Below are 22291 nucleotides of genomic sequence, written 5' to 3'. Positions count from 1 at the left end.
GTGTCGGTCCGGTAAACTCCTGATCAGCGAGCTACTCGGTGACGATAGCGATTCCACTGGAGCAGCCCAGACGATCAGCGCCAGCCGCAACCATTGCCTCAGCGTCAGCCTTATTGTGGATGCCGCCAGCAGCCTTAACCTTACAAGTGTCACCGACAGTCTGCTTCATCAGAGCGACATCATGAACAGTTGCGCCGCCGGTGCTGAAGCCGGTGCTTGTCTTGACGAACGCGGCTCCAGCAGCCATGCAATCCTTGCAAGCACGAACGATCTGCTCGTCATCAAGCAGGCAGCACTCCAGGATTACCTTAACGGGCACGGTGCCAGCGGCCTCAACAACAGCCTTGATATCAGCGATAACGTAGTCGTCTTCGCCAGCGACCAGGTGGCCACCGTTGATGACCATGTCAATCTCGGTAGTGCCGTCGGCAACGCTCTGCTTGGCCTCGGCCACCTTAGCTGCAGTCGAAGCGGCGCCCAGAGGGAAACCGATGCAGGAAGTAATGCCAACTCCAGAGCCCTCGAGCTCGGCGTGAGCCAGGGAAACCCAACAAGAATTGATTGCGACGGTGGCAAACTTATACTGCTTTGCCTCGGCGCAAAGTTTCTTGATGTCCTCAGCGGTTGCGTTTTGCTTCAAATTTGTATGGTCGATAAGGCCGTTGACTTCCACGATTTTCTCCTTCTGGCTATGCGATTATGAACGATTTGTGCCCCTCTATTGTACGGCAAGCACAACGTAAAAGATGCGGCTACCTGGTTTTTGCTATCCAGCATAACTGTCTGGCTTAGCTGTCTGGCATAACTATCTGGCTTAACTACCTGGCTTTGAATAGCCGCATCCACAGCGCTCGTTGACGATCTTCAAGATCAGAAATAGTTGTGTCACGTGCGACTATTCCTGTAGACTCGCGAATCTGACGGACCAAACCTTGAACGCTTGAGAAACTTTTTAACATCTCTCCAGAAACCGAAAAATGTGGGCATTGCATGCCCGTTACCAGCTCGTTTTCTCTGTCCAAGTCTCGCATGACTCTTTGGTCGCCAGCATGCGTTACCGCTGGATCATAATCTAGCAGCACCGTCGCATGCTTCTTTCTTTTATCCTTGAGCTGAATGGTTAAGTCAGGAATTCGAGTGATTTTCTCGCCATATCGATTTTCCAGCTCAATTGGCCTATTGAGCTCGACAGTTCCTAGGTTAAAGCCACCAAGGTTATACGGAAGGCACAAAAGAAGGGCAAGCGAAGCTTCTCGGGGTGACCGAGCTTTCTCTACGATATGCTGAAGCGCTCGTTTAGCTGAGATGATGCCGCGCTTTCTTCCTTGCGTGGAAAGAAACTTTGCGATTGCAGCACGATTTGTCAGAGGGCCATTTTGGCGTTGCGAAACTCCACCGCGGCCATCCTGATTCAAAAAATAATCGGAACACAGGGCACTACCTGCAAGGATTGTTCCAATAAAATCAAGCTTTGAAGCAACCTGTAAATAAGTGAATTCCGGAGAAGTAATAAATCCTTTTAAGTCAGCACCTATGGGCAAGAGCGACGATGGCGGAACCATTGAATTACAGATATGAAGCGAAACGTTTTCTCTTGTAGACGCAGAATTCAGGTCACGAATTAGCAGGTCAACCTTACTATTAAGCTCCTGATGGAGACGCACGCCTTGTATTTCTGGCAGATGTCCATAGTAGACGGCAAGCTCTCGCTCCATGGCTGCACCAGGTGTAGACTCGGGAACAACAGGGACTCTGACCATAGTATTTGCTGCCGACGACGAATCAAATGGCCTAGAGGAACTCATCAATAAATTAAACGCTGAAAAGTACGAAAGACAGTAATCCATAGCACTCCTTCGCGAAAAAGTATGAATTCCATACCCGGAAATGGCGCAAGTAATCTGACCGATTTGAAATCACATAGGAAATCTGTGCAAGATTTGTTGTTCTGACGTCCTTCCGTAGGCTTGCCGTGCAATTTCACTGTCCTATTTCAAAATTCTGCATATTTGTACTATTAAATACATTTCTATGAATACGTAATTTTTGAGCTCAAAGTTATGTGCCGAAAAAGGTAAAAAACGCGTTTAGTTGGAAATGAAAATTGAAAATTAGTCGTTTCATCTCCAACTAAGACGATTTTTTACCGCACCAAAAACTTTTATGTGGGCAAACGTTGTATGCAGAAAAATGAAACTTCCAACTAAACGGATTTTTTACCACTTTGGCGTAACTCAAAGCACTTTTGGCACCAGCACGTTCGCGACCACGCCCATCCTCACACGTCCGCCCTATCCGCCTGCGCTCACACCGGTGCGCACAAAAAAGCCTGGTAGCAGAACGCTACCAGGCTTTTAGCGAAGCTAAGTGTCTAAGCTAGATCTTAGAACTCGACAGGAAGGTCGAAGTAGACGCACTTAAGCAGCTGCTCCATCTCCTCCTGGGTAGGCTTGCGTGGGTTGGAGAGGGTGCAAGCGTCCTCGATAGCAAGGCGAGCAACCTCTGGAGCCTTCTCGAAGAACTCCTTCTCGTCGATGATGGAGGTCTCGGACTTGGTTCCACCCTCGCCGTAGTTCTTGATGCCCTGTGGGATGTTAAGAGCGTCGTTGATGTCACGAATCTTCTGAACAAGTGCCTCTATCAGCTCGTCCTCAGTGTTGCCCTCGAGGTGCAGGATCTCCTTAGCAATGAATGCATAGCGAGTCTTTGCGCGCTCGTCGCGAGCGTTGAACTGGATGACTTTGCCCAGGTACATAGCGTTTGCGCAACCGTGGATGATGTGTCCACCGGAGAATGCAGCACCAGTCTTGTGAGCCATGGAGTGAACGATGCCCAGAAGGCCAGAGGAGAATGCGATACCAGCAAGGCACTGTGCGTCATGCATGTGCTGACGTCCCTCTTTGTCGCCTGCGTAGGACTTTGGCAGCCACTCGACAATCTCGCGGATTGCGTGCAGAGCGTCGCCGTCGGTGTACATAGAAGCAACAGTAGAAACGTATGCCTCGATAGCGTGGGTCAGTGCGTCCATACCAGTGTGAGCAACAAGCTTAACAGGCATGCCGTAAGTGAGCTCAGGGTCAACAATTGCGACGTCAGGGGTAATCTGGAAGTCAGCCAGTGGGTACTTAACACCCTTCTGGTAATCGGTAATGATAGAGAATGCGGTTACCTCAGTTGCGGTACCGGAAGTAGAAGAAATTGCGCAGAAGTGAGCCTTGGTGCGGAGCTCAGGAAGACCAAAGACCTTGCACATGTCCTCAAAAGTGGTCTCTGGGTACTCGTACTTAATCCACATAGCCTTAGCTGCATCGATTGGGGAGCCGCCGCCGATAGCAATGATCCAGTCTGGCTGGAACTCGCTCATCTTAGCAGCACCGCTCATAACAGTCTCGACGGAAGGATCGGACTCGACACCCTCAATGTGAGCAACCTCAAAACCTGCGGACTTGAGGTCATTCTCGATGTCATCAAGGAAGCCGCCACGACGCATGGAGCTGCCGCCGGAAACGATAACTGCCCTCTTACCCTTGAGGTTCTTAACCTCGTGACGAGCGCCCTCGCCAAAATACAGATCGCGTGGATTTGTAAAACGTCCCATAAAACCTCTCCTTAACTATGTGCCGCTTCCCTAAGCGGCTAGCGAAGCCATTCTTCGCAATTACTTCTTCTCAACATTTCTATTCTAGCTCATTTTGGACACCTGACCAAAATGAAAGTGTCATTTTATGCAATATCGTTGAAAATTTATGCAGTCCTCTGACAAGATACTGACGCCCTTCTGGCGAGAAACCCGTCCACTCCAAACGTTTCCGTCTGCCGTTCACAATCTTCTTACGACGCTCGCGGAGTTGCGCTGCACACCTCAATAACCTGCGATATCATTACCTAAGAGAGAAAGGAATCCTGTGGCGTTTGACCCGGTAAAAGAAGACTACCAGCGGCTTATCCTCCGCTTTGCTCGCACGCAAGTCGGCGACGAGGACAGCATTGCTACGCTAATGAAGGACTTCAACTGGCGATTCTCCAACGACCGCAATTCCCTCCCTCAAACCGACGAAGACCGCGCGTTCAATCTAGTTGCGCAAGCGGCCGAGATTGTTGATTACCGCCTGCCGTTTGTCGAAGAATCTCAGGCGCAGGCCCTTATCGACCAGGGAAAACGCCTCCTCAATCAGGCCATTCAGCTGGACCCCAATTGTTTTGATGCCCAGCGCATGCTCCACGCCTCAAATAGCAGGCTTTTTGACGCCTACTACCAGTTCCTTGTTGAGAAGCTCCCCCAGGTTGAGGCCGTGTGCTACCAGAAGGCGCAAGAGTCCTCGCAAGGGCTTCCCGCCGAGCAGGCAGAACTTGCCCAGCGCCTGGCCATCAACCCCTATAAGCGCTGGTTAGCCACGCTTTCTTCTCGCGCGCTTATCTGCGGCCGCAACAAAGACGCCATTGCATATGGCGAGAAACTCCTGGAGCTTGACGCTGCAGACGCAGCCGATGCTCGTTTTACGCTTGCGCTCGCATACGCAAAACTCGAGGACGAAGACGCCCTCGACAACCTCATGGATCAGTACCGCAAGCTTGATCCGCCTCGCGGGGCAGATGACCCGTGGATTTTGCTGGCTCGCCTGGCCATACACTTCAAGAAGCGTGAGTTGGTTGAGGCGGAGCACTACCTTGACCTGCTGATTGAGCGCTATCCGGAGGCAACACTTTGTTGTTTCGTACAGAAGGATTTGCCTGAGGGAGAATTCTCTCGTCTCAACGTACTTCCCTATTCTGAGGACGAGCTCATCATTGCCATTGCAGAGGCAACTGTATTGCTGCAAGAAGGAAATGACCTGATAGGACGCGGTGTTCTTGGTCGTTGGCTTGCAGATCAAGTTAGGGCGAGAGACCCAAAGACCGTTGAGCTGGCAGAAAAAGAACTTCAAATGCAGGCAAATGCCTTGTTCGCTTCAGCCGATTCGTTCCCTGGTGGATTCGACTTTCCCGACGGCCCAGCTGGCCCCGACTTCCCCGGAGGTCCCGCTGGCCCGCGACCAAGCGGACCGCATATTGATGGGCCAAATAATCCATGCTCGGGCGGTGATGCAAAGTGATTAAGCATTCCGCTAACGATATGGTCAGTGAACAGGTAGACCGCCTAGTAACCAAGCATGCGCAAGAAAAGAACATCGTATCTGAGGCAGCTCTCTATGAGTTGAAACTTGCGGTAGAAGCTTCGCCTGAAGACTTCATTGCCGATGAAGAAGAAAAGGCTTTTGCTCAATACGTCAATGTCATTGGCAAGTATCAGGATGGAATTACTAAAGAAATTGATTCCGATGCTGACTTCTTTGCAAGTCGGATGGATCTGCTTAACTTCTTGCATAATCAAATGACAAATATCATTGAAAACCCAGCTCTTGCTAACACAAGCATTAATCTTGAAGCACAGCGAATTCTTGCACAGATTTCCAACAATCATCCTGCAGCAATCCTCAACGACCTACTTGACCTGCAAAAAGAATTTGACTCTATCTTTAGACCAAAACTAGAGCAAGCAAAGCAAACTCACGGCGACGCTTGGACCTGCGCTGAAGCTCGACCACTTTTGCGCCTCTATGCGCAGATTGCCCATGTAGCAACAGATTGCGCCTGCTTCAAGCTCTCCAAAAAAGCCTGTGAAGACCTCTTGTTTTTCTCGCCAACAGATTTACTGGGTGCACGTTTTACCTTGGCATATGTTCTTGCTCGCCTGGAAGACGAGGAAGGACTCCACAAGCTTGACGAGAGTTGCGGGTATCAGTCAAATGCCTGGATGCGTCTGGCGTTTACGCTGCTGTTCTTCAAGTTGAATCGCATGCCCGCGGCAAAGCGCGCGCTGAAAGGCTTTGTCAACCTCGGCGAGGGAGCGGCATATGCGCTGCTCAGGCCATCTTTTGTTGATCTCTACATTCCGTGCAGAATCAACTTTACGCCCGACACGTTTGCCGAAAACGTTATCGCAGTTCACGAGGCCGAAGCGATTATCGCCGACGTACCGGAATTTATTTCGTGGGCAGAGTCGGTGCCCGGCGTGACTCAGAGCGCTCGCGACTACGCGTTTAAGGCCGGACTCGACTGGTGGGAAAACGAAGAATAGATGAAAGCCCAAAATCGCGCCGTTTAGCCCTAGAAATCTGCAGCATCTTTGCTATACTTTTTCTTCGCGTCCCCATCGTCTAACGGTTAGGACATCGCCCTTTCAAGGCGGCAATACGGGTTCGATTCCCGTTGGGGGCACCATAGAACGCAAATCCCAAGGCAGCGCGTGCTCCCTTGGGTTTTTGTTTTTAAGCCTTATTAACAGTTGGCGAGAAAAACCTCTTGTAGACTCTCAACCGATAGTCCTGCACGCGCAAGAATGTTGTGGTGAACGTCCGCCTCAAGGTATTTATCGGGCATACCTACACGAATTACCTGCGGGCATGCACCTGAAGCGCTGAGGTGCTCGACAACTGCGCTGCCAAACCCACCCAAAACGCTGTGTTCCTCAACGGTAATAATTACGTCAGAATTCTGACAGATTTTCGTCAGAGAGGCGTCAAGCGGCTTGAGGATCGATACACCGTAGACCTCGATATTTGTTCGGACGGGAGCGGCAATCTGCTCTGCAACTCTCTGTGCTGCATCGACAACTCGGCTGGTTATCGCACCTGTTGCTAGGACGATTACGCGCTTCGGCTGAGTGACGGTTGTGGTTTCGGATGCCGCAGCTTCGGTGACCGACACGCCGTCTGCGCTTGCCGTGTCCACCGCGCAAGCTGACTCAAAGAGTTTCTCGACACCTGAGGCATCAAAAACGTAACCATCTGGATGCAGATTAACACCATCGCACGAGGTCATACGCACGTAAGCTGGTCGTGGATGCTTTGCAAGCTCCATGAGCGTGGCCGCAAGCTGGGCATTATCGATCGGATTGAGCACGGAAAGCCCCGGGATGGTCCTGGTAATCGCAATGTCCTCCACAGCCATGTGAGATGGGCCTGTAGCTGCGGATTCGCAGCCAGCGGCAACACCCACAAGCACCACGGGCGACTTCATCATGCCAAGGTTGACTCGAATCTGGTCCAGCGTTCGCGAGGTCACAAACGTGGCGTAGCACGGCGCAAAGACGTGAAAACCTTCATTTGCGCAGGCAGACGCCACTTCAATAAGGTTCTGCTCTGCAATTCCGCACTGGATGTAGCCGTCTGGTCTAAGCTCACGGAACCGGTCCAAGTTCAAACGACGACCATAGTCGGCAACAGCAACGGTTAGCAGCTCGTCATCTTTAGCGAGCTTACCCATTACCCAACCAAATACCTCTTTTGTATTCATACCTGCAAGCATCTGCGACTCTTCAGCCGAAATGCACGCTGGCTGCAAAGATGTGCCTAGCATGAGCATGCCTCCTCTGCAACTTTCAGATCAGACAATGCCTGTTCATAGAGGTCGTCCGTCACGCACGCGTCGTGGAACGAGACGTTATTCTCGGCAAACGAGAGTCCTTTGCCCTTGATGGTGTGCGCAATAATCGCGCGAGGCCTTAAAGTTTGCTGCTTTAATGCGTCGTACAGTGCAAGCACATCATGTCCGTCTACCTCGACAGACTCAAAACCAAACGCATCAAACTTTCTTGCAATTGAACCGGTGTCTAAAATGGACGCGCAAGGGCCGTCCAGCTGCATGCGGTTCTGGTCAACAATGACCGTGACATTGGAGAGCTGGTTGTGGCCGATAAACGCGGCACTCTCCCAAATGGAACCCTCGTCGCACTCGCCGTCGCCCAAAATACAAAAAACGCGAGAAGGGAGATCTTTTCTACGAAGGCTTAACCCCAGGCCAGCGGCATAGCCCAAGCCCATGCCAAGGCTGCCACCAGAAATTTCAAAGCCACGCTGAGGGTCTCGCAGTGGATGCTTAAAGAGTACGGCATCGGGTCCAAAGACCCCGCGGTCAATATCCTCTTGAGAGATCATTTCTGCACGTAGAAGAGCTGGGAACAAAGCCAGTGATGTGTGAGCCTTAGAGAGAATCAAGCGGTCTCTGAGTTCCCACTCGCAATCCCTGTGGCCTACCTGCATAACCTTGCTCAAAAGCACGGAGACTATGTCTGCTACAGAACACGCGCCGCCAATGTGAAATGGCGTTGAGCTGTAGCGATGTGCCAGCTCGATAATGCCTCGACGCACTGCCAGCGCCTCGTGACGCAAATCAAGTTCAAGCTGTTTGCGCTGATCAGAGTCTATTTCTGCAGAAGTCAGCGATGCACCCACGTGCTCTGACTGACGAACAGAAGAGATGTCCAGAGGTCCAATAGAGCCATCTACCTGCTCAGATACGCCAACAACACTCTGATGCGGGGCAAGCCAAGTCTGGCTCCACTCAATGCAATTGCCGTCGGACAGCTCGATTACCTGCTCAAGTACAAGCAAAGCCTCATTTGGAGAACACTGCAGGTAGTCGGCATGGTCTTTACCTGCAATTTGTGACTGATAGCGCATGCGAGAGCGCGCAATCTCTTTTTGAGATGTTCTTTCAACCGCGTCAAAGAGCGACTCATTCTCAAAGTCTGCCTCTTCAAGCTGAGGACAAACAAGCAGGTTGGACCATGATTCCTGGCACACTACAGGTCTATCCGAGACGCTCCTGACACGACGCAAAAAGAGTACGTCAGAGCCAACGGGAATCTCCAGGTGCTCGGCAACGGCTTGATCTGCAGGAACCACCTGCTTAAACAGGACTTCAGTTTGATACTCAAAGCCGCCATCTCTGAGCGCGGCCGCAAATGAAAGCACAGTATTTCCCGCCGCATGACGAACGGTGTTAGAGATAACCTGCGTTGCTCGACCCTTTTGAGTAAGCAGTAACCCCTCTTTAACCAGGGACTGAATAGCTTTTCTGATGGTTCCTCTGCTCACGCCGTACTGCGCCATAAATTCGGCCTCAGACGGAATGTACGTTCCCGCCTTCCAGTCTTCTGACAGAATTTTGACGCGCATCAAATCTGACAACTGAACATGAAGAGGTGTAGCGGACGACGAATTGAGTCCTCCTCTGACCTGGGGAGAAAATGACTCAGTAGCCGCATCTTCAGAAACTAAAACCGGAAAAACACCTGTCTCAAATGACATAGGTCCTCCGAAGTGAGTTAGAAATTAGTTATGCATACGTTAGGTACAAGACAAGTAGTATACAAGTTTCTGAAAGAGAACAGAATAGGAGTTATCTGACTTTTTATCTGTTATAACACCTCTTGAATTTGAGAGTTCTATTTGCTGATCAATAGAAAGAAAAGGCTTTTTCATAGCTTCTTCTTATGAAAAAAGCGGTTACACGATGGCAGCCGCTTTTTGGTCTCGGTTCCGTAGAATGTCAGCGAGACGTATCATTGCCAATAATCCTAACATTGCACAGACCTCTGTAAAGCGAAATATCAAAACTCAACAACGCGCTCTTTGTTCTAAATTATGTCCCATTTTTGTCCCATGAGCTGAATGTCGAGTTAAGTTTTACCAGGTCAAGAGCTATGTACTCTTCGCGCTCAAAAACGACTAATACTTGAATATTTTCTAAAAATACACAGCTAAAACGCTATTTATTCTGCAACAAAAATGGTAGGGGCGGCGGGACTCGAACCCGCAAGACCGAAGTCGAGGGATTTTAAGTCCCCTGCGTCTGCCAATTCCGCCACGCCCCCGGATATGTCTAGCTATTATGCCACTACTTTTAATTCAGCGCGCGCAAAATTGGCTGCCAAATCACAGGCGACTGCTTTCCCTGGTGAACGGCAGCTGCAGTTACCACCAGGCCAAAGAGCAGGTCACTCTCGCTTACTACCAGGTGTTTGAAGCCTGAATTCTTCATCAATTCTGCAAGCAAAATAGTTCCCGCAAGCATGACAGGCGCACGTTTTGCCTGCAATCCCGTTATGTCTTCTCGCTCCTTTAGCGTTTTGCCGGCGAGAAGCCCCTCTATCTGCAACACCTCGTCAAGCGAGATGTGGTTGAGGTGCACCTTTGACGGATCGTACGGATCAAGGTGATCCCTGATGGCAATGAGACTGGTTGCGGTTCCTCCAACACCAACCAGAAGCTCAGGCGCTGCACACTGCTGTTGAGCTCGCCCAATAGCCTCAGACATCATCTGAGCTGCCATTTTGTGAGCCCCATCAATATCCTCAGCTGATGGGTGATCCGATGACAGATTAAATCGCTCGGTCAAGCGTCTGCAGCCAAGCTCAACGGACTCGACGAAGTTAATGTCAAGCTGCTGCCCTCCAAGCTGCTGCCCTGCGTACTGATCGACCGACTGAGCCTCAGACTGACCTGCACTCTGACCTGCGCCCTGAACCACAGGCTGGCCTGCCAGCGTGCCAACGACCAGCTCAGTTGAGCCACCGCCGCTGTCGGCAACAAGAATGCGATGATTCTCAAAATCATGAGAGACACCCAGAAATGTGAGCGCGCCTTCAATTTCACCTGGAATAATCATGGGCTCAAGTCCCAGTGATGCTAGACCCATTCCCAGGTCAGGAGCATTTTCTGCATCGCGAGCAGCACTTGTGAGCGTACAAACAACCGCCTCAGCGCCCTCTTTTCTCGCGTGATCAACATAAGAAGAAACGCAACCAACGCAACGGTGAATTGCCTCAGGTAGCAGGCGCTTTGCCGTATCAACACCCTCGCCCAAATTAACAATCTCGGTGTATTTGGCCATGCGAATGACGCAATCGTCCTCTACCTGCGCAAGCGCAAGTCGAGCAGTTACGGTTCCAATATCAATCGCAGCTAGAAGCATTAGTGTGAGTTTCCACTATCAGACTTTGAATTGTCGGCGCCGGACCCCTCAGAAGATCCGCCTTCTCCGGAGTTCTTCTGCTCGTGAGACTCTTCAGGAGCTGGCACAGAGGTAGAATCGTCAGAGTTTGCGCTCTTAGGAGCCTCAGTATTGCCGGAATCGCCTGGTGTAAATCCAAAAACAAAGTCTCCCACCTTGATGTACCAAGGATAATCAGGGTGCTGAACGGTATTCTCGTCCTTCTTTTTATCAAGGCCCTCTACCCGCGCAGATTCCTCGCCGCCAGAAACCAAGCCCTGCTTATGGGCCTCATCTATGATGCCCTCTTTTGTCTGCAGACCCTGAACCTCGGACTCAAGTCGTTTTTGATCTTCCTCGAGCTTCTGCTGATTTAGCAGCAACTCATCATGCTCGCGAACAGCGTGGTAGTAGCCACGAATTGGCGGATACAGGCCCACAAGCAAAAAGATTACAACGCCGAGAAAAACGACAAGCTTGGTATGATTACGCGCGAAGTCAAGTGCGTTGTCTTTAAGCTCTACCAGAGAAGCTACGCTGAACTGCGGTTTATTGGTTCTTTCAGTCTTCTGTCCGCGCTCGGACTTCTGACCTCTTTCGGACCTCTGAGTCCTATCAATCCTCTGAACAGGAGCAGTTCTTTTAGACTTGGTGTCCTTGGAACTCTCCTGGGAAGATGCTTGTTTTGATGGCGTCGTGCCCTCTGACGACGCTGTGTCTTTTGGAGCCGCCACAGATTTCTTTGCCACGGCCGACTTCTGATCAGGTTGAGATTTCTCAGTTACCTGGGGTTTCTCGGCCTTTTTAGTTGAAAATATTTTGAGAGCACCAGCGGCGTGCTCCGCGGTAGTCTCTTTAAGAGGCTCAACGGAACGCTTGGTGGGCGTTGTTTTTCTTTTTGTACCACTCTTTTTAGTGGTGTCTTGACTCATCACGGATCTCATTTCTGGTTTGTTTGGTGATGCGTCGCAACAAATTGCAACATCTTTATTATGGCAGAGGCAGCGCCGATAGCCTTGCCTCAGTTTGGAATTTCATCGTTTCACCGAATAGAAGTCGTCACTCCACGGCAAGTCGTAAGCTTTGCGGTAAGTAGCACGTCCTCGTTGAGATTTACGCAACTCGTTTACGCATCAAGATGACGTTTTGCCTCTTGCCACAAATCTTCTTGTAGCTCGGGTTTCTCGTCAAGCGAGAAGCCTCTCTCAGCAGCGGCTTTCTCCATGTACGACCAGCGAGAGCGGAACTTCCTGCAGGCGCTCATCAGCGCTTCTTCCGCATCAACGCCTTCCCAGCGAGCAACGTTTATCAGCGCAAACAATATGTCGCCGAACTCGTCCGTTTTCTGCTGCGTACCTGGGGCTTCAGCGTCAAACTCCGCGCGCTCCTCGGCAACCTTGTCCCACACGTCATCGACAGACGCCCACTCAAAACCCATCTTTGCGGCGCGCTTTGAAATCTTCTGCGCTTGCATGAGCGCAGGTAGAGACTGTGGAACCGAGTCGAGAAGACCCTCGGTGTGCACGGTATCTTCTGCACTGGCGCGCTCCTCAGCCTTGACGCTCTCCCACACATCCAAGACGGCCGCGGCCGACGACGTTGAGCCAGCTTCTGGCCCAAATACGTGCGGATGTCTCCGTACCAGCTTCTGGTTGAGCGCTCGACATACGTCGTCGATGTCGAAGCCCGCTGCGCGATCGCGCACCCCACTGCCTGCACTGGTACCGCTGTCCGCCTCAATCTGCGAGTGAAGAACTACCTGTTCAAGCACGTCGCCAAGTTCCTCCTCAAGGTGCTCGGGAGAGCCCTCAGCAATAGCCTCGACCGCCTCGTAGGCCTCCTCAATCATATTCTTTGAGATAGACTGATGCGTCTGTTCCTTATCCCAAGGACAGCCGTCCTCCTGACGAAGTCGCCAGATGGTTCTGATCAGGCGGTCAAACTCCGGGTGTGCCTGCGGTGCTCCGGGACGAGCTTTTGTTTCTTCATCAACTGCGGCAGCTAGCTGGGCGATCTTCTCGTCAGATGTCATAGAACTTACTGCTCCTCAGGGTACAGGAAATTCCAGTCATTGCGCAGGCCGGTCATGAGCTCCATAACGTCCTTTGAGACCTCAAGCTGCGCCTGAGCAGAAGCGTCTCCTGAAACAGCGGACTCCAGATCTGCCAGCACGTATGCCAGCGCGTCAGCCGTGCGTCCTACCTGGACTTTCTCCTGCTTGCCGTCGTCAGTCCACGTAATTGTAGCAACGTCGGCACGTGGGTACTCCTTAATCTCAATGAAGGCTTTATCAGCGGAAATCATAGCGCGTTTTGGCTGCTTGGAGTGAAGCGTCAACGCCAGGACAACCATCTGACCCTCGGCGTTTCTGAGCAAAATGCCGTCCGTCTGATCAACGCCGGTAGGGGCCGGATTCATCATGGAGAGCACGTCATGAGGCTGACTCTTCAAAAAAAGACGCGCCAGCGTCAGCGAATAGACGCCAATGTCCAGCAGAGCGCCGCCCGCAAGTTTGGGATTGAAGAAGCGATTCTCCATGTCAAACTCTTTGTAACTGCCAAAATTCTCCTGAATCAGGTTGACTGGACCAAACTCGCCAGCCTCCACGCGGCTAACCAGCTCTTTGTAGAGAGGCATGTGCAAAATGGTGCAGGCGTCCATGAGCTGAACGCCGTTTTGACGAGCAAGTTCTTCGGCCTCAAGCAGCTCAGCCGAGTTGAGCGTAATGGACTTCTCGCACAGAACGTGCTTGCCCGCCTGAAGTGCTTTGCGCAGGTAAATGATGTGCGTGTTGTGAGGCGTGGTCAGGTACACCGCGTCAATCTCGTCGCTGGCGAGAAGATCGTCGATGCTGTCATACACGCGCTTGACGTGGTGTTTTTGTGCAAACGCGACGGCCTTCTCCTGTGTCCTATTGGCCACGCCGTCAATGGTTCTACCAACCGAAGCCAACGCCTCTGCCATCTGATTTGCAATGACTCCGCAGCCAATAACACCCCACCTGAGGTGTGGTGCGGCAAAGATCGTGTCCACGGCGCTCGCAGCATCCTGCGCGGTGCACGCGACGTTCTGTGCGGCGCTCGCGGCGTTCTGCGACGTCTGACCTGCTGTTTGGCTCATATTTACTCCTCAATCTCGTCGTCGCCACCAAGCTCTTCAAGAACTCCTAAGGCGGCGGGCATCAGCTGCTCTTCATTGCGGTGGAACGGATACGCCAGTTTATGCGTCTTTGGATACACAATAGCACCGCGACCCTTCAACTTGAGGGCTTGTTCGCGAGGAATTTCTACACCCAGATATACCAGACGACCATTTGTCAGACTCACTGACGTTGCACCCAAACGCTGCGCGCGGATGCGTACGCGGGCACGATCAAACAAGTTCTTACCTGCAAGAGGCAGAGCACCAAAGCTATTCTCGGTATCTTGTTGAAGCGCATCAACATCGGAAAGCTCTGTAGCTGCGGCAAGGCGACGATACACCAGAACGCGTCGGTCAACCTCTGGCAGATAGTCCTCATCAAGATAGAAATCTGCAGGTAGATTGATGGTAACTTCAGCTTGTTCCAGCTCTGCCGACTCACCGCGAGCCTCAGCAACTGCCTCGCCCAGCATCTGCGTAAAGAGGTCAAAGCCAACGCTGGAGAGGTTTCCGTGCTGCTCAGCGCCCATAAGGGAGCCAGCACCTCTAATCTCCAGGTCACGCATGGCAATGCGCATGCCGCTGCCCAGATCTTGGAACTCATTGATTGCCGTCAAGCGCTCGGTAGCCTCTTCTGTGAGCGGCAACTCCGCCGGGAACATAAAGTACGCGTACGCCTGCTGCCTACCGCGACCAACACGACCCTTGAGCTGATACAACTGAGCCAGTCCCAAGCGCTGTGAGTCCTCGATAATCAGCGTGTTAGTATGCGAGTTGTCAATGCCGGACTCAATGATGGTGGTGGCCACTAAAACGTCAATCTCGTGCTCCTGGAAGGCGAGCATGACGTTTTCTACCTCGCGAGCACTCATCTGACCGTGAGCCACGCCCACGCGAGCCTCCGGCGCGGCTTCCTCCACGCGAGCCACCGCCTCATCAATAGTGGTCACGCGGTTGGACACGTAGTACACCTGTCCTTCTCGCTCCAGCTCACTTCTAATAGCTGCGGAAACAAGATCCGGGTTGTACTCGCCCACCATTACCTGAACAGGCTTTCTGCCAGGTGGCGGCGTCAAAATCAGGCTCATGTCGCGCACGCCGCTCATGGCCATCTGCATGGTGCGCGGAATGGGCGTTGCCGAGAGCGTCAGCACGTCTACCTGCTCGCGCATGTTTTTGAGCTGCTCTTTGTGCTGAACGCCAAAGCGCTGCTCTTCGTCGATGATAACCAAGCCTAAGTCGTGCGGATTGACGTCAGCTGAGAGCAACCTATGGGTTCCTACCAGCACATCTACGGTTCCGTCTGCAAATCCCTCAAGCGCTTTTTTCTGCTGAGCAGGCGTAACAAAACGCGAAAGCACGCTTACCTTCAAATCAAACGGAGCAAATCGCGAGAAAAACGTCTCATAGTGCTGCTGAGCCAAGATGGTAGTTGGGCACAAAATCATAACCTGACGAGCATCTTGGCACGCCTTAAATGCAGCTCTCAGCGCCACCTCTGTCTTGCCAAAGCCCACGTCGCCGCAAAGCAGACGGTCCATTGGCTTGCGCGCTTCCATGTCCAGCTTAATGTCTGCAACAGCACTTTCTTGGTCTGGTGTCAGCTGATACGGGAAGCTGGATTCCATCTCCTCCTGAGCGGGAGTGTCCAGCGAGAACGCATAACCCGGCACTGAAGCGCGACGCGTATAGAGGTCTACTAGGTCAAATGCCAATTTCTTGGCAGACTTTCTTGCCTTGTTAGTGGCGCGCGACCAATCTGCCGTATTAAGCCTGGTCAGGCGTGGATTATTGCCGTCAGGTCCTACATAGCGCGTAATGCGGTCAACCTGCTCCAGGGGCACATAGAGTTTATCGTCATTGGCATACTCAAGCAGGAAGTAATCACGCTCTCTACCTGCAACTTCTTGACGCACAATAGCGGTAAAGTGCGCAATACCGTGCGTTGCATGGACAACGTAGTCGCCCGGCTTAAACGGGAACGTCACCGTTGTGGGGTCAATACGTTTGGAGTGCTTCTTGTTGCGCGCGCTCCTGGCCGTCAAGTCCGAGACAGAAAGCACTGCTAGATTAGCTGTAGGGATAATGATTCCGGCGGGAACAGGTGCGTCGGTAAACGTGACGCGGCCACGCTTGAGTGGCGCGTAAGCACCGTTTTGATCAGGCTCGTTTTCAAGCGCCGTACCCAGCGACTCTTCAAACGGAATGGACTCATCCGAGAAAAGCAACTTGAGGTGCTCTCGAGCGGCACGGTCTGGAACCGCAAATACCACGGCATCGCGGTCTTGCACCAGCTGCCTCACGCGACCCAAAAGCTTTGTGTCTGAACCCGCAATAGATGGCTGCACCACAGAGAGCTCCGACGTTACCGCAGCTCCCGTACGCAGAAGCGACGAGAAGGACAAGCGCTGCTGCGAGCCAAAGTCCATGGCCTTGGGATCTGTATACAGACCATCTAGTTTCACTTTTGATGCTGTTGCGGATGCAGTAATTTCGTCAAAGGCGCGCTGGCAGTCGTCAAATAGCGAGCGTGGCTCCGCAAGGACTACCAGTGTCTTCGAAGAGATGTGCTCAAGCGGGCTGGCAGAGCCTCCGTACAACACGGGAAGATAGCGCTCAAGTGCAGGAGCCTGAGCTCCGCGCTGAATGAGCTCCAGGTCAGCAGCGAGTGCAGAGTTTTCTTGCGCGCGCGTGTAGAGCGCCTCTTCTGCGCGGCGAACGGTCTCTTTGGTAAACGCAAGCTCTCTAGCTGGGGCAACGGTAACCTCATCAATGGCACCGATAGTCTGTCCGGTTGCTGCCACCATGCGCCTGATGCGGTCAATCTCGTCTCCGAAAAACTCAATGCGCACAGGACTTGTAGCTTGGGTTGGGAAGATATCAACCGTATCGCCGTGAATGTGGAAGGTGCCAGGAGCATCTACCTCGCCTGTATCGGCGTATCCCATGCCCACGAGCAGCGAGGCCACGTCCTCAAAGGGGACGTCGTCGCCAACGGTAAACGTTGCAGGAAGAAAATAACCCGAACCAACAGGGGGAACTTTGCGCATCAGCGCATGAGCGCTTGCAACTACAATGACCTTCTCGCCAGCGGAAAGCTTGGCGATGGCACGGCACCTAGCTCCAATAAGGGCGTCGTCTGGCGTGGTATCCGACCAGGGACGATCCTTGCGGTTGGGATAGCGCAGCACGGCGTCGTTTCCCAGCCACGCTGCAAGTGAGCGTGCCGTGCGGTCCGCGGCGTCCTCACCCGCAACGACTAGCAGGCATGGGCGGGGATTTTGCGCCCAAAGTGCAGCTAGCATCAGCGGACGAGCGCTTTGCGAAAGGGACAGCGTGGCGTCTGATCCACGCGAAAGCTCTCGCTTCAGCTTCTCTAGCTCGGGCGCGCTCAGTAGTTGAGCAGCAACTCTATTGATAAACACACAGTCTCCCGCCATGCCGCTAAACCCACATGCAAACGCATGCGGGTTACACCAAACCTTACTGGACGCTGCTGCGTCTGGCGCGCAGGCGCGTATGCCGTTACGGCTGACCGTACAGACATCAACCAGCGGCGTCCGCCGCGCGTGCCCGCGACGTCCCACGAACAGGTTTGATAACTTTTCAATTGGGCTGTTATTGTAGCTGTTATGCAGCTATTTTGCTATTCTCGCCTCACGTGATAACGTAACTACATACTGGGTACACATAGAATGAATTGAGGAGAGGTTATGCCCAGAGAATCAAAGAAAGTCAAGGTAGAACGCGGTATTGAGCTGTGCCGACGCATGCACGAGCTCTATCCAAGCGTCCAGAGCGCGCTGGATTACCACGATGCATTTACCCTGCTCATCAGCGTTATGCTTTCGGCGCAGACCACTGACGCCGCGGTAAATAAAGTTACGCCCGAGCTGTTTCGCCGCTGGCCAGACGCGCCTTCCATGGCGGCGGCCAATGCCGTCGAGGTCGGAGAGGTCATCCAGACCATCGGTTTCTGGCGCGCAAAGGCTAAGCATTGCGTGGAAACCGCACAGATTCTGCTGACGGAGTATGGCGGAGAAGTTCCATGCACCATGGAAGACCTGGTCACGCTCCCGGGCGTTGGTCGAAAGACCGCAAACATCGTGCTCAACAAGATGTTTGACGTGGTCGACGGCATCGCGGTGGACACACACGTGTACAGAATCTCCAAGCGCATGCGCCTAAGCTCAGCTTCCACGCCACTAGCTGCCGAGAAAGATCTGCTTGAGCTTCTCCCCCATGAGCTCTGGAAAGACGTCAACGAGGAGTGGATTCACTTTGGGCGAGAAACCTGCACTGCTCGCAACCCCAAGTGTGTTGGCTGTCCCATGAGCGACATTTGCCCCTCCTACGAACAGCCCAACCGCTGGTTCAAGGGGTAAGCACGGAGCCCGGCACGCTGGCCCGGCGCTGAGCTGCGAGCGCACGGGCGCCACGAGACGCCTCGAGTGCGCGGGTTTCTCGCCAGGAGCGCATGCTACGAGCGCACGGGTTTCTCGCCAGGTGCGCCATAACAGCATGCGCGCCATAACAGCACGCGCGCCTAAAAAGTGCAAAGAATCTGTATTTTGAATACAGATTCTTTGACAAAATCAGGCAAATCCACAGTATCTTTTACATTTTTAGGCAATATTTACAGATTCTTTGCAGAAATCAGGCGCGTGAAAGATAGACTACGTGGCCCTAAATTTTGAGCCTGAAAACTGCATCATGTCTGAGTAAATTTACTCAGACATGGTGAGAAAAACCGGCAAATAGCTCAGATTTGGCGTACTTTTCCGGCAAATCACTCAGACATGGTGAGAAAATCAGGCTCCATGAAAGGGCGAACTCGGACACGCTTTAAACCCCGCCTGAAAAGTGCAAAGAATCTGTGTTTGAGACACAGATTCTTTGATGAAATCAGGCAAATCCACCGATTCTTTAACGTTCTCAGGCAAAAGTTACAGATTCTTTGATGAAATCAGGCGCGCACCGGGCAGATTAGCTGGCGACATACAAAAATTCCACCAGGCGCGCAACGAGCATATAGCGAGAAGCCCGCCCTACAGCAACATCCACGCACAAAAAACCCGCCAACAAGCCGATGACCTGCTGGCGGGTACATGTAACGCACTAAAACTTTATGCTGCGACTTCGCAACTCAGAGCATCTACAACTTAGTAGTTAAGGGACTGCTCCTCAAAGTATGCCTGTGGGTGACCGCAGACTGGGCAGACCTTTGGTGCAGATGCGCCGACGTGCAGGTGACCACACTTGAGGCACTTCCAAACCTTGACACCCTCGCGCTCAAAGACCTCACCGGACTCAACGCGCTCAAGAAGCTTCTGATAGCGCTCCTCGTGAGCCTTCTCGATGTTGCCGACAAGACGGAACTTAGCAGCGATCTCTGCGAAGCCCTCCTCCTCAGCTACCTTAGCGAAGTCAGCGTACATAGTGGTCCACTCGTAGTTCTCGCCAGCTGCTGCGTCCTTGAGGTTCTCTGCAGTCTCTGGAATCTTGCCGCCATGGAGATACTTGAACCAAAGCTTAGCGTGAACGCGCTCGTTGCCAGAAGTCTCGGTGAAAATGTTGGAAATCTGCTGATAACCATCTTTTGCAGCCTGGGAAGCATAGTAGCTGTACTTGTTGGTAGCCTGGGACTCACCAGCAAAAGCTGCCTCGAGGTTCTTCTTTGTCTGAGAATTCTCAAAATCTACTGCCATTTTTTCTCCTCTCCCGCGCTAACGAGTGGCACGTCAACGCATGTCAAAGCGCTTGTGAGCGCGATGTTAAGCGCCTGGGTAGCGCCGTGTTACCTGTGGTGAACAAATGCAAATGATAATCATTAGCACTTATGCTCATATACTGACCCCTTCGTCAGCACTATGAATTATAACCATTTAAGGCATCCAGTATTCATCATTTTTCTGACAAAAGCCTTCCTTCGCAAGTTCTTCAAGTAAGCCAAGGGTAACCTGCTCATCAAGGGTTTCTCGCCCCGCATTGACCTCAATCTGGCAAAGCTCCTGGTGAAGCGTATCAAACTCCGCTCCTCCCTCGTCTTTATGGGCGAGAAGAACACGCAAGAGCTCGGCTCGCTTCTGCCGATGAGATCCCTCAAAGCGTGACTGTTTGACGTGACTTTTTGACCTTCGCGAAGGGTTGGGAATGGTTTTCTTCAGGTACGCACCATAGTCGAGAAGGGCGTAGTACCAGCTACGTGGCGTGAGCTCCGCTGTGGCATCGTTCGCGGTGCCGTCGGCGTCCGCGACGTTCGCAGCGCCGTCGGCGTTCGCAGCGTCCGTAGCACTCGCAGGGCACGTTAGCTCTACCAGCGGGACAAGCTCGGAGTCTGGTACGCCCTCTGCCTGCGGATACAGCTCGTGCAGGAAGACCGTACGCACGTTAGTCTCCAGGTAAACACCGTGCAGATTAAACGCAAACGCACGAATACCCGCAGCAGTGGCCGGACCAATGCCTGGAAGCTTTACCAGCTCCTTTGAATCTTGTGGAAAGATGCCGCCAGCCTCAGAAATTGCCTGAGCAGCTCGATGTACGGACAAAGCGCGACGGTTGTAGCCCAGGCCTTGCCATTCTTCAAGCACATCCGAAGGCGCTGCGGCGGCTAGCGCATCGACCGTTGGGAAGCGCTCCAGCCATCTCTGCCAGCGGCCATCTACACGACTGACCTGCGTTTGCTGAAGCATAACCTCAGAAATCCAGATAGCATACGGGTCATACGTGCGACGCCAAGGCAAATCACGGTACAACTCGCGTCCTTTCTTGGCCACAAACTCGACAAATGCGCGCAGTTCCGGCGTGAGTTCTGATGCGGGTTCCACTTCGCCACTCATTTTTGTATGTGAGATTTTCTTATCGACCAATGTTGAACTCGTAAGGCTTTTTCTCAGCAGAAATAACCTCACCATCAAGCAAGTTATCGAAGGTACCTGCAGTGATCTCAGCCTCAATAGCTGCAGTGGCGTTCTGGATAATTTGCTCGTTACGCTGGGCATTCTCATTCTTTACCAGCTGGAACTCGCCCACCATCTCTGGCATAAGACCCTCTACAACAACTTGATGCAGAGTCACGGACGCAAAGAAATTACGCAAGGTTTTCTCGGCGCTGCACCAAAGGGGTCCAAAATAGCAGGAATTACGGCGAGGGCATGGCTCGTTATTAGGACCAGCCCACTCACAACTAGAAATAAAAACAGGTCCCTGAACTGCCTCGACAATGTCAAGAACGCTCACCTCAGTTGGATCAATGGCCAGCATCATGCCGCCGTGAGCGCCACGCGTGCTGACAATTACGCCTGCCATGACCAGGTCATGCTGGATTGAGCGAGCAAAGGAGTATGGAATATCGTTTTCTTCTGCGGCGTCGCGAACAGAAAGAAGCTTCTTTGGGCTTCTCACCAGCGAAGAAAGCATGCGAATTGCATAGTCAGTTTTGCGTGAAATTTCCATCGGTTCTCCAAGTACCCCCTCTTGTTGTCCACGCGAGGGACTGCTTTACTTACGTATCTGGCTTGTGACCAGGCCAATCATTGTTACAGGTTGATTCTTGCTATCGGTTCAGGTGCTGCTTTTAGTTCAGTCGTTGCTACCAGTTCAAAATTTTCCAGCCGCGCTTGTTTGCAAGCCTGGAAAGCGTTGGACCAGGGCAAACGGCACACGGCGTTTGGGCTGCCGCTAAAAGCGTTGCGTCCGAGTAGTGATCGCCGTACGCGTACGCAATCTCCCAGTTGCCCTCGCCAAAGCGTTGGTTGCACCACTCGGTTGCCGAGACCAGTTTCTGAGCACCCTCGATCACGGGGCCGTCAACCTTGCTAGTGTAGTGTCCGTCTGCTCCCACCTGCATCTTTGTGGCGAGAAACACGTCCACTCCCAGCTTCTGGGCGGCCAATTCCGCGATAGGTTCAAACGTTGCTGAAACCAACAGCACGCAGCAACCCTCTGCCTGCCGACGACGTACCTCTTCCAGCGCCTGAGGGCGATACATCCCCTCAATTACCTCGCGGTGAAAATCGTGCATGACGGCATTTGCAAACTCAACGCTATACTGCGTAAGCGCGCCAACAACCAGCTCACGAGCCTCTTCCTGCCTTTGAGGAAGATGCAGCTTGTAGCGGGTTCCCCACCACAAAAGCTTCAACGTACGTGAAATTGAAGACAAGTGACGGCGGAGCAAATACGCAGAGAACAAGAGTCCTGACTGTCCAGAAATGACGGTTCCGTCAAAATCAAAAACAGCAATTTTCTTGATTGAATCTGAAGTGTGTTCTGTGTTAGCAGATTCTGCGGATATGGAATTTGCACTATCGCATTGCGACAGCGCATCCAAAGT

At 52.5% G+C, this 22291-nt stretch carries 17 protein-coding genes and 2 tRNA genes; 4 read left to right on the top strand and 15 right to left on the bottom strand.

Features of this window, described 5'->3' with window-relative positions:
* Nucleotides 1–31: 31 nt before the first annotated feature.
* The 3 genes from deoC to RWJ96_RS03605 form a co-directional block, all read right to left on the bottom strand.
* Entirely contained in the window at nt 32–673 is a 642-nt protein-coding gene (gene deoC / locus RWJ96_RS03615; RefSeq protein WP_314018997.1) for a deoxyribose-phosphate aldolase, read from the bottom strand.
* Nucleotides 674–818: 145 nt separating this feature from the next.
* On the bottom strand, nt 819–1847 hold the full coding sequence (locus RWJ96_RS03610) for a hypothetical protein (protein ID WP_314018996.1): 1029 nt from the start codon (nt 1845–1847) through the stop codon (nt 819–821).
* A 536-nt stretch (nt 1848–2383) separates the two neighbouring features.
* On the bottom strand, nt 2384–3598 hold the full coding sequence (locus RWJ96_RS03605; RefSeq protein ID WP_314018995.1) for an iron-containing alcohol dehydrogenase: 1215 nt from the start codon (nt 3596–3598) through the stop codon (nt 2384–2386).
* A gap of 307 nt (nt 3599–3905) precedes the next feature.
* On the opposite strand from RWJ96_RS03605, the gene RWJ96_RS03600 reads away from it, so the two are divergent.
* The 3 genes from RWJ96_RS03600 to RWJ96_RS03590 all read left to right on the top strand — a co-directional run bounded on the left by RWJ96_RS03600 (nt 3906) and on the right by RWJ96_RS03590 (nt 6261).
* Nucleotides 3906–5093: a hypothetical protein gene (locus RWJ96_RS03600; RefSeq protein ID WP_314018994.1), complete on the top strand. Its 1188-nt coding sequence runs from the start codon at nt 3906–3908 to the stop codon at nt 5091–5093.
* Nucleotides 5090–6118, top strand: a complete 1029-nt coding sequence (locus tag RWJ96_RS03595; RefSeq protein WP_314018993.1) for a hypothetical protein — start codon at nt 5090–5092, stop codon at nt 6116–6118. Before RWJ96_RS03600 ends, RWJ96_RS03595 begins: the two co-directional genes overlap by 4 nt.
* A 68-nt stretch (nt 6119–6186) precedes the next feature.
* A tRNA-Glu gene (locus tag RWJ96_RS03590) sits at nt 6187–6261 on the top strand.
* A gap of 57 nt (nt 6262–6318) precedes the next feature.
* Here the strand turns inward: RWJ96_RS03590 and RWJ96_RS03585 are convergent.
* From RWJ96_RS03585 to mfd, 8 genes are all read right to left on the bottom strand, one after another.
* Nucleotides 6319–7398, bottom strand: coding sequence for a transketolase C-terminal domain-containing protein (locus RWJ96_RS03585; protein WP_314018991.1), 1080 nt, complete (start codon nt 7396–7398; stop codon nt 6319–6321).
* Entirely contained in the window at nt 7392–9131 is a 1740-nt protein-coding gene (locus RWJ96_RS03580; protein WP_314018989.1) for a UTRA domain-containing protein, read from the bottom strand. The genes RWJ96_RS03585 and RWJ96_RS03580 overlap by 7 nt, the downstream gene beginning before the upstream one ends.
* 481 nt (nt 9132–9612) lie before the next feature.
* Nucleotides 9613–9697, bottom strand: a tRNA-Leu gene (locus RWJ96_RS03575).
* Between the two features lie 29 nt (nt 9698–9726).
* Nucleotides 9727–10797 carry a phosphatase gene (locus RWJ96_RS03570; protein WP_314018988.1) on the bottom strand — a complete coding sequence of 357 codons (1071 nt, stop codon included), beginning with the start codon at nt 10795–10797 and terminating at the stop codon, nt 9727–9729.
* Nucleotides 10797–11747 carry a hypothetical protein gene (locus tag RWJ96_RS03565; RefSeq protein ID WP_314018986.1) on the bottom strand — a complete coding sequence of 317 codons (951 nt, stop codon included), beginning with the start codon at nt 11745–11747 and terminating at the stop codon, nt 10797–10799. The genes RWJ96_RS03570 and RWJ96_RS03565 overlap by 1 nt, the downstream gene beginning before the upstream one ends.
* A 194-nt stretch (nt 11748–11941) precedes the next feature.
* Entirely contained in the window at nt 11942–12847 is a 906-nt protein-coding gene (gene mazG / locus RWJ96_RS03560) for a nucleoside triphosphate pyrophosphohydrolase (protein WP_314018984.1), read from the bottom strand.
* 5 nt (nt 12848–12852) lie between these two features.
* Nucleotides 12853–13935 (bottom strand): Gfo/Idh/MocA family oxidoreductase, encoded by a 1083-nt coding sequence (locus tag RWJ96_RS03555; protein WP_314018983.1) that lies wholly within the window; start codon nt 13933–13935, stop codon nt 12853–12855.
* 2 nt (nt 13936–13937) lie between these two features.
* The gene (gene mfd, locus RWJ96_RS03550; RefSeq protein WP_314018981.1) at nt 13938–17381 is read right to left on the bottom strand and encodes a transcription-repair coupling factor; all 3444 of its coding nucleotides are present in this window, start codon (nt 17379–17381) and stop codon (nt 13938–13940) included.
* Nucleotides 17382–17669: 288 nt separating this feature from the next.
* Between mfd and nth the strand changes: the two genes are divergently transcribed.
* A complete protein-coding gene (nth, locus tag RWJ96_RS03545) occupies nt 17670–18341 on the top strand; it encodes an endonuclease III (RefSeq protein WP_314018979.1) in 672 nt (223 codons plus the stop codon).
* A gap of 777 nt (nt 18342–19118) precedes the next feature.
* On the opposite strand, the gene rbr is transcribed toward nth, so the two are convergent.
* The 4 genes from rbr to RWJ96_RS03525 all read right to left on the bottom strand — a co-directional run.
* The gene (rbr, locus tag RWJ96_RS03540; RefSeq protein ID WP_314018978.1) at nt 19119–19664 is read right to left on the bottom strand and encodes a rubrerythrin; all 546 of its coding nucleotides are present in this window, start codon (nt 19662–19664) and stop codon (nt 19119–19121) included.
* Nucleotides 19665–19841: 177 nt separating this feature from the next.
* Nucleotides 19842–20795 carry an adenine glycosylase gene (locus RWJ96_RS03535; protein WP_314019061.1) on the bottom strand — a complete coding sequence of 318 codons (954 nt, stop codon included), beginning with the start codon at nt 20793–20795 and terminating at the stop codon, nt 19842–19844.
* 19 nt (nt 20796–20814) lie between these two features.
* Complete coding sequence (locus RWJ96_RS03530; protein WP_314018977.1) at nt 20815–21411, bottom strand: Rrf2 family transcriptional regulator; 597 nt, start codon at nt 21409–21411, stop codon at nt 20815–20817.
* A 136-nt stretch (nt 21412–21547) separates the two neighbouring features.
* Nucleotides 21548–22291 (bottom strand): HAD family hydrolase (locus RWJ96_RS03525; RefSeq protein WP_314018976.1); only part of this gene is annotated, 744 nt, incomplete at its 5' end.

The sequence above is a fragment of the Lancefieldella parvula genome (assembly GCF_963547875.1).
Lineage (GTDB): Bacteria > Actinomycetota > Coriobacteriia > Coriobacteriales > Atopobiaceae > Lancefieldella > Lancefieldella parvula_D.
This window is presented reverse-complemented; position numbering and strand designations above follow the sequence as displayed.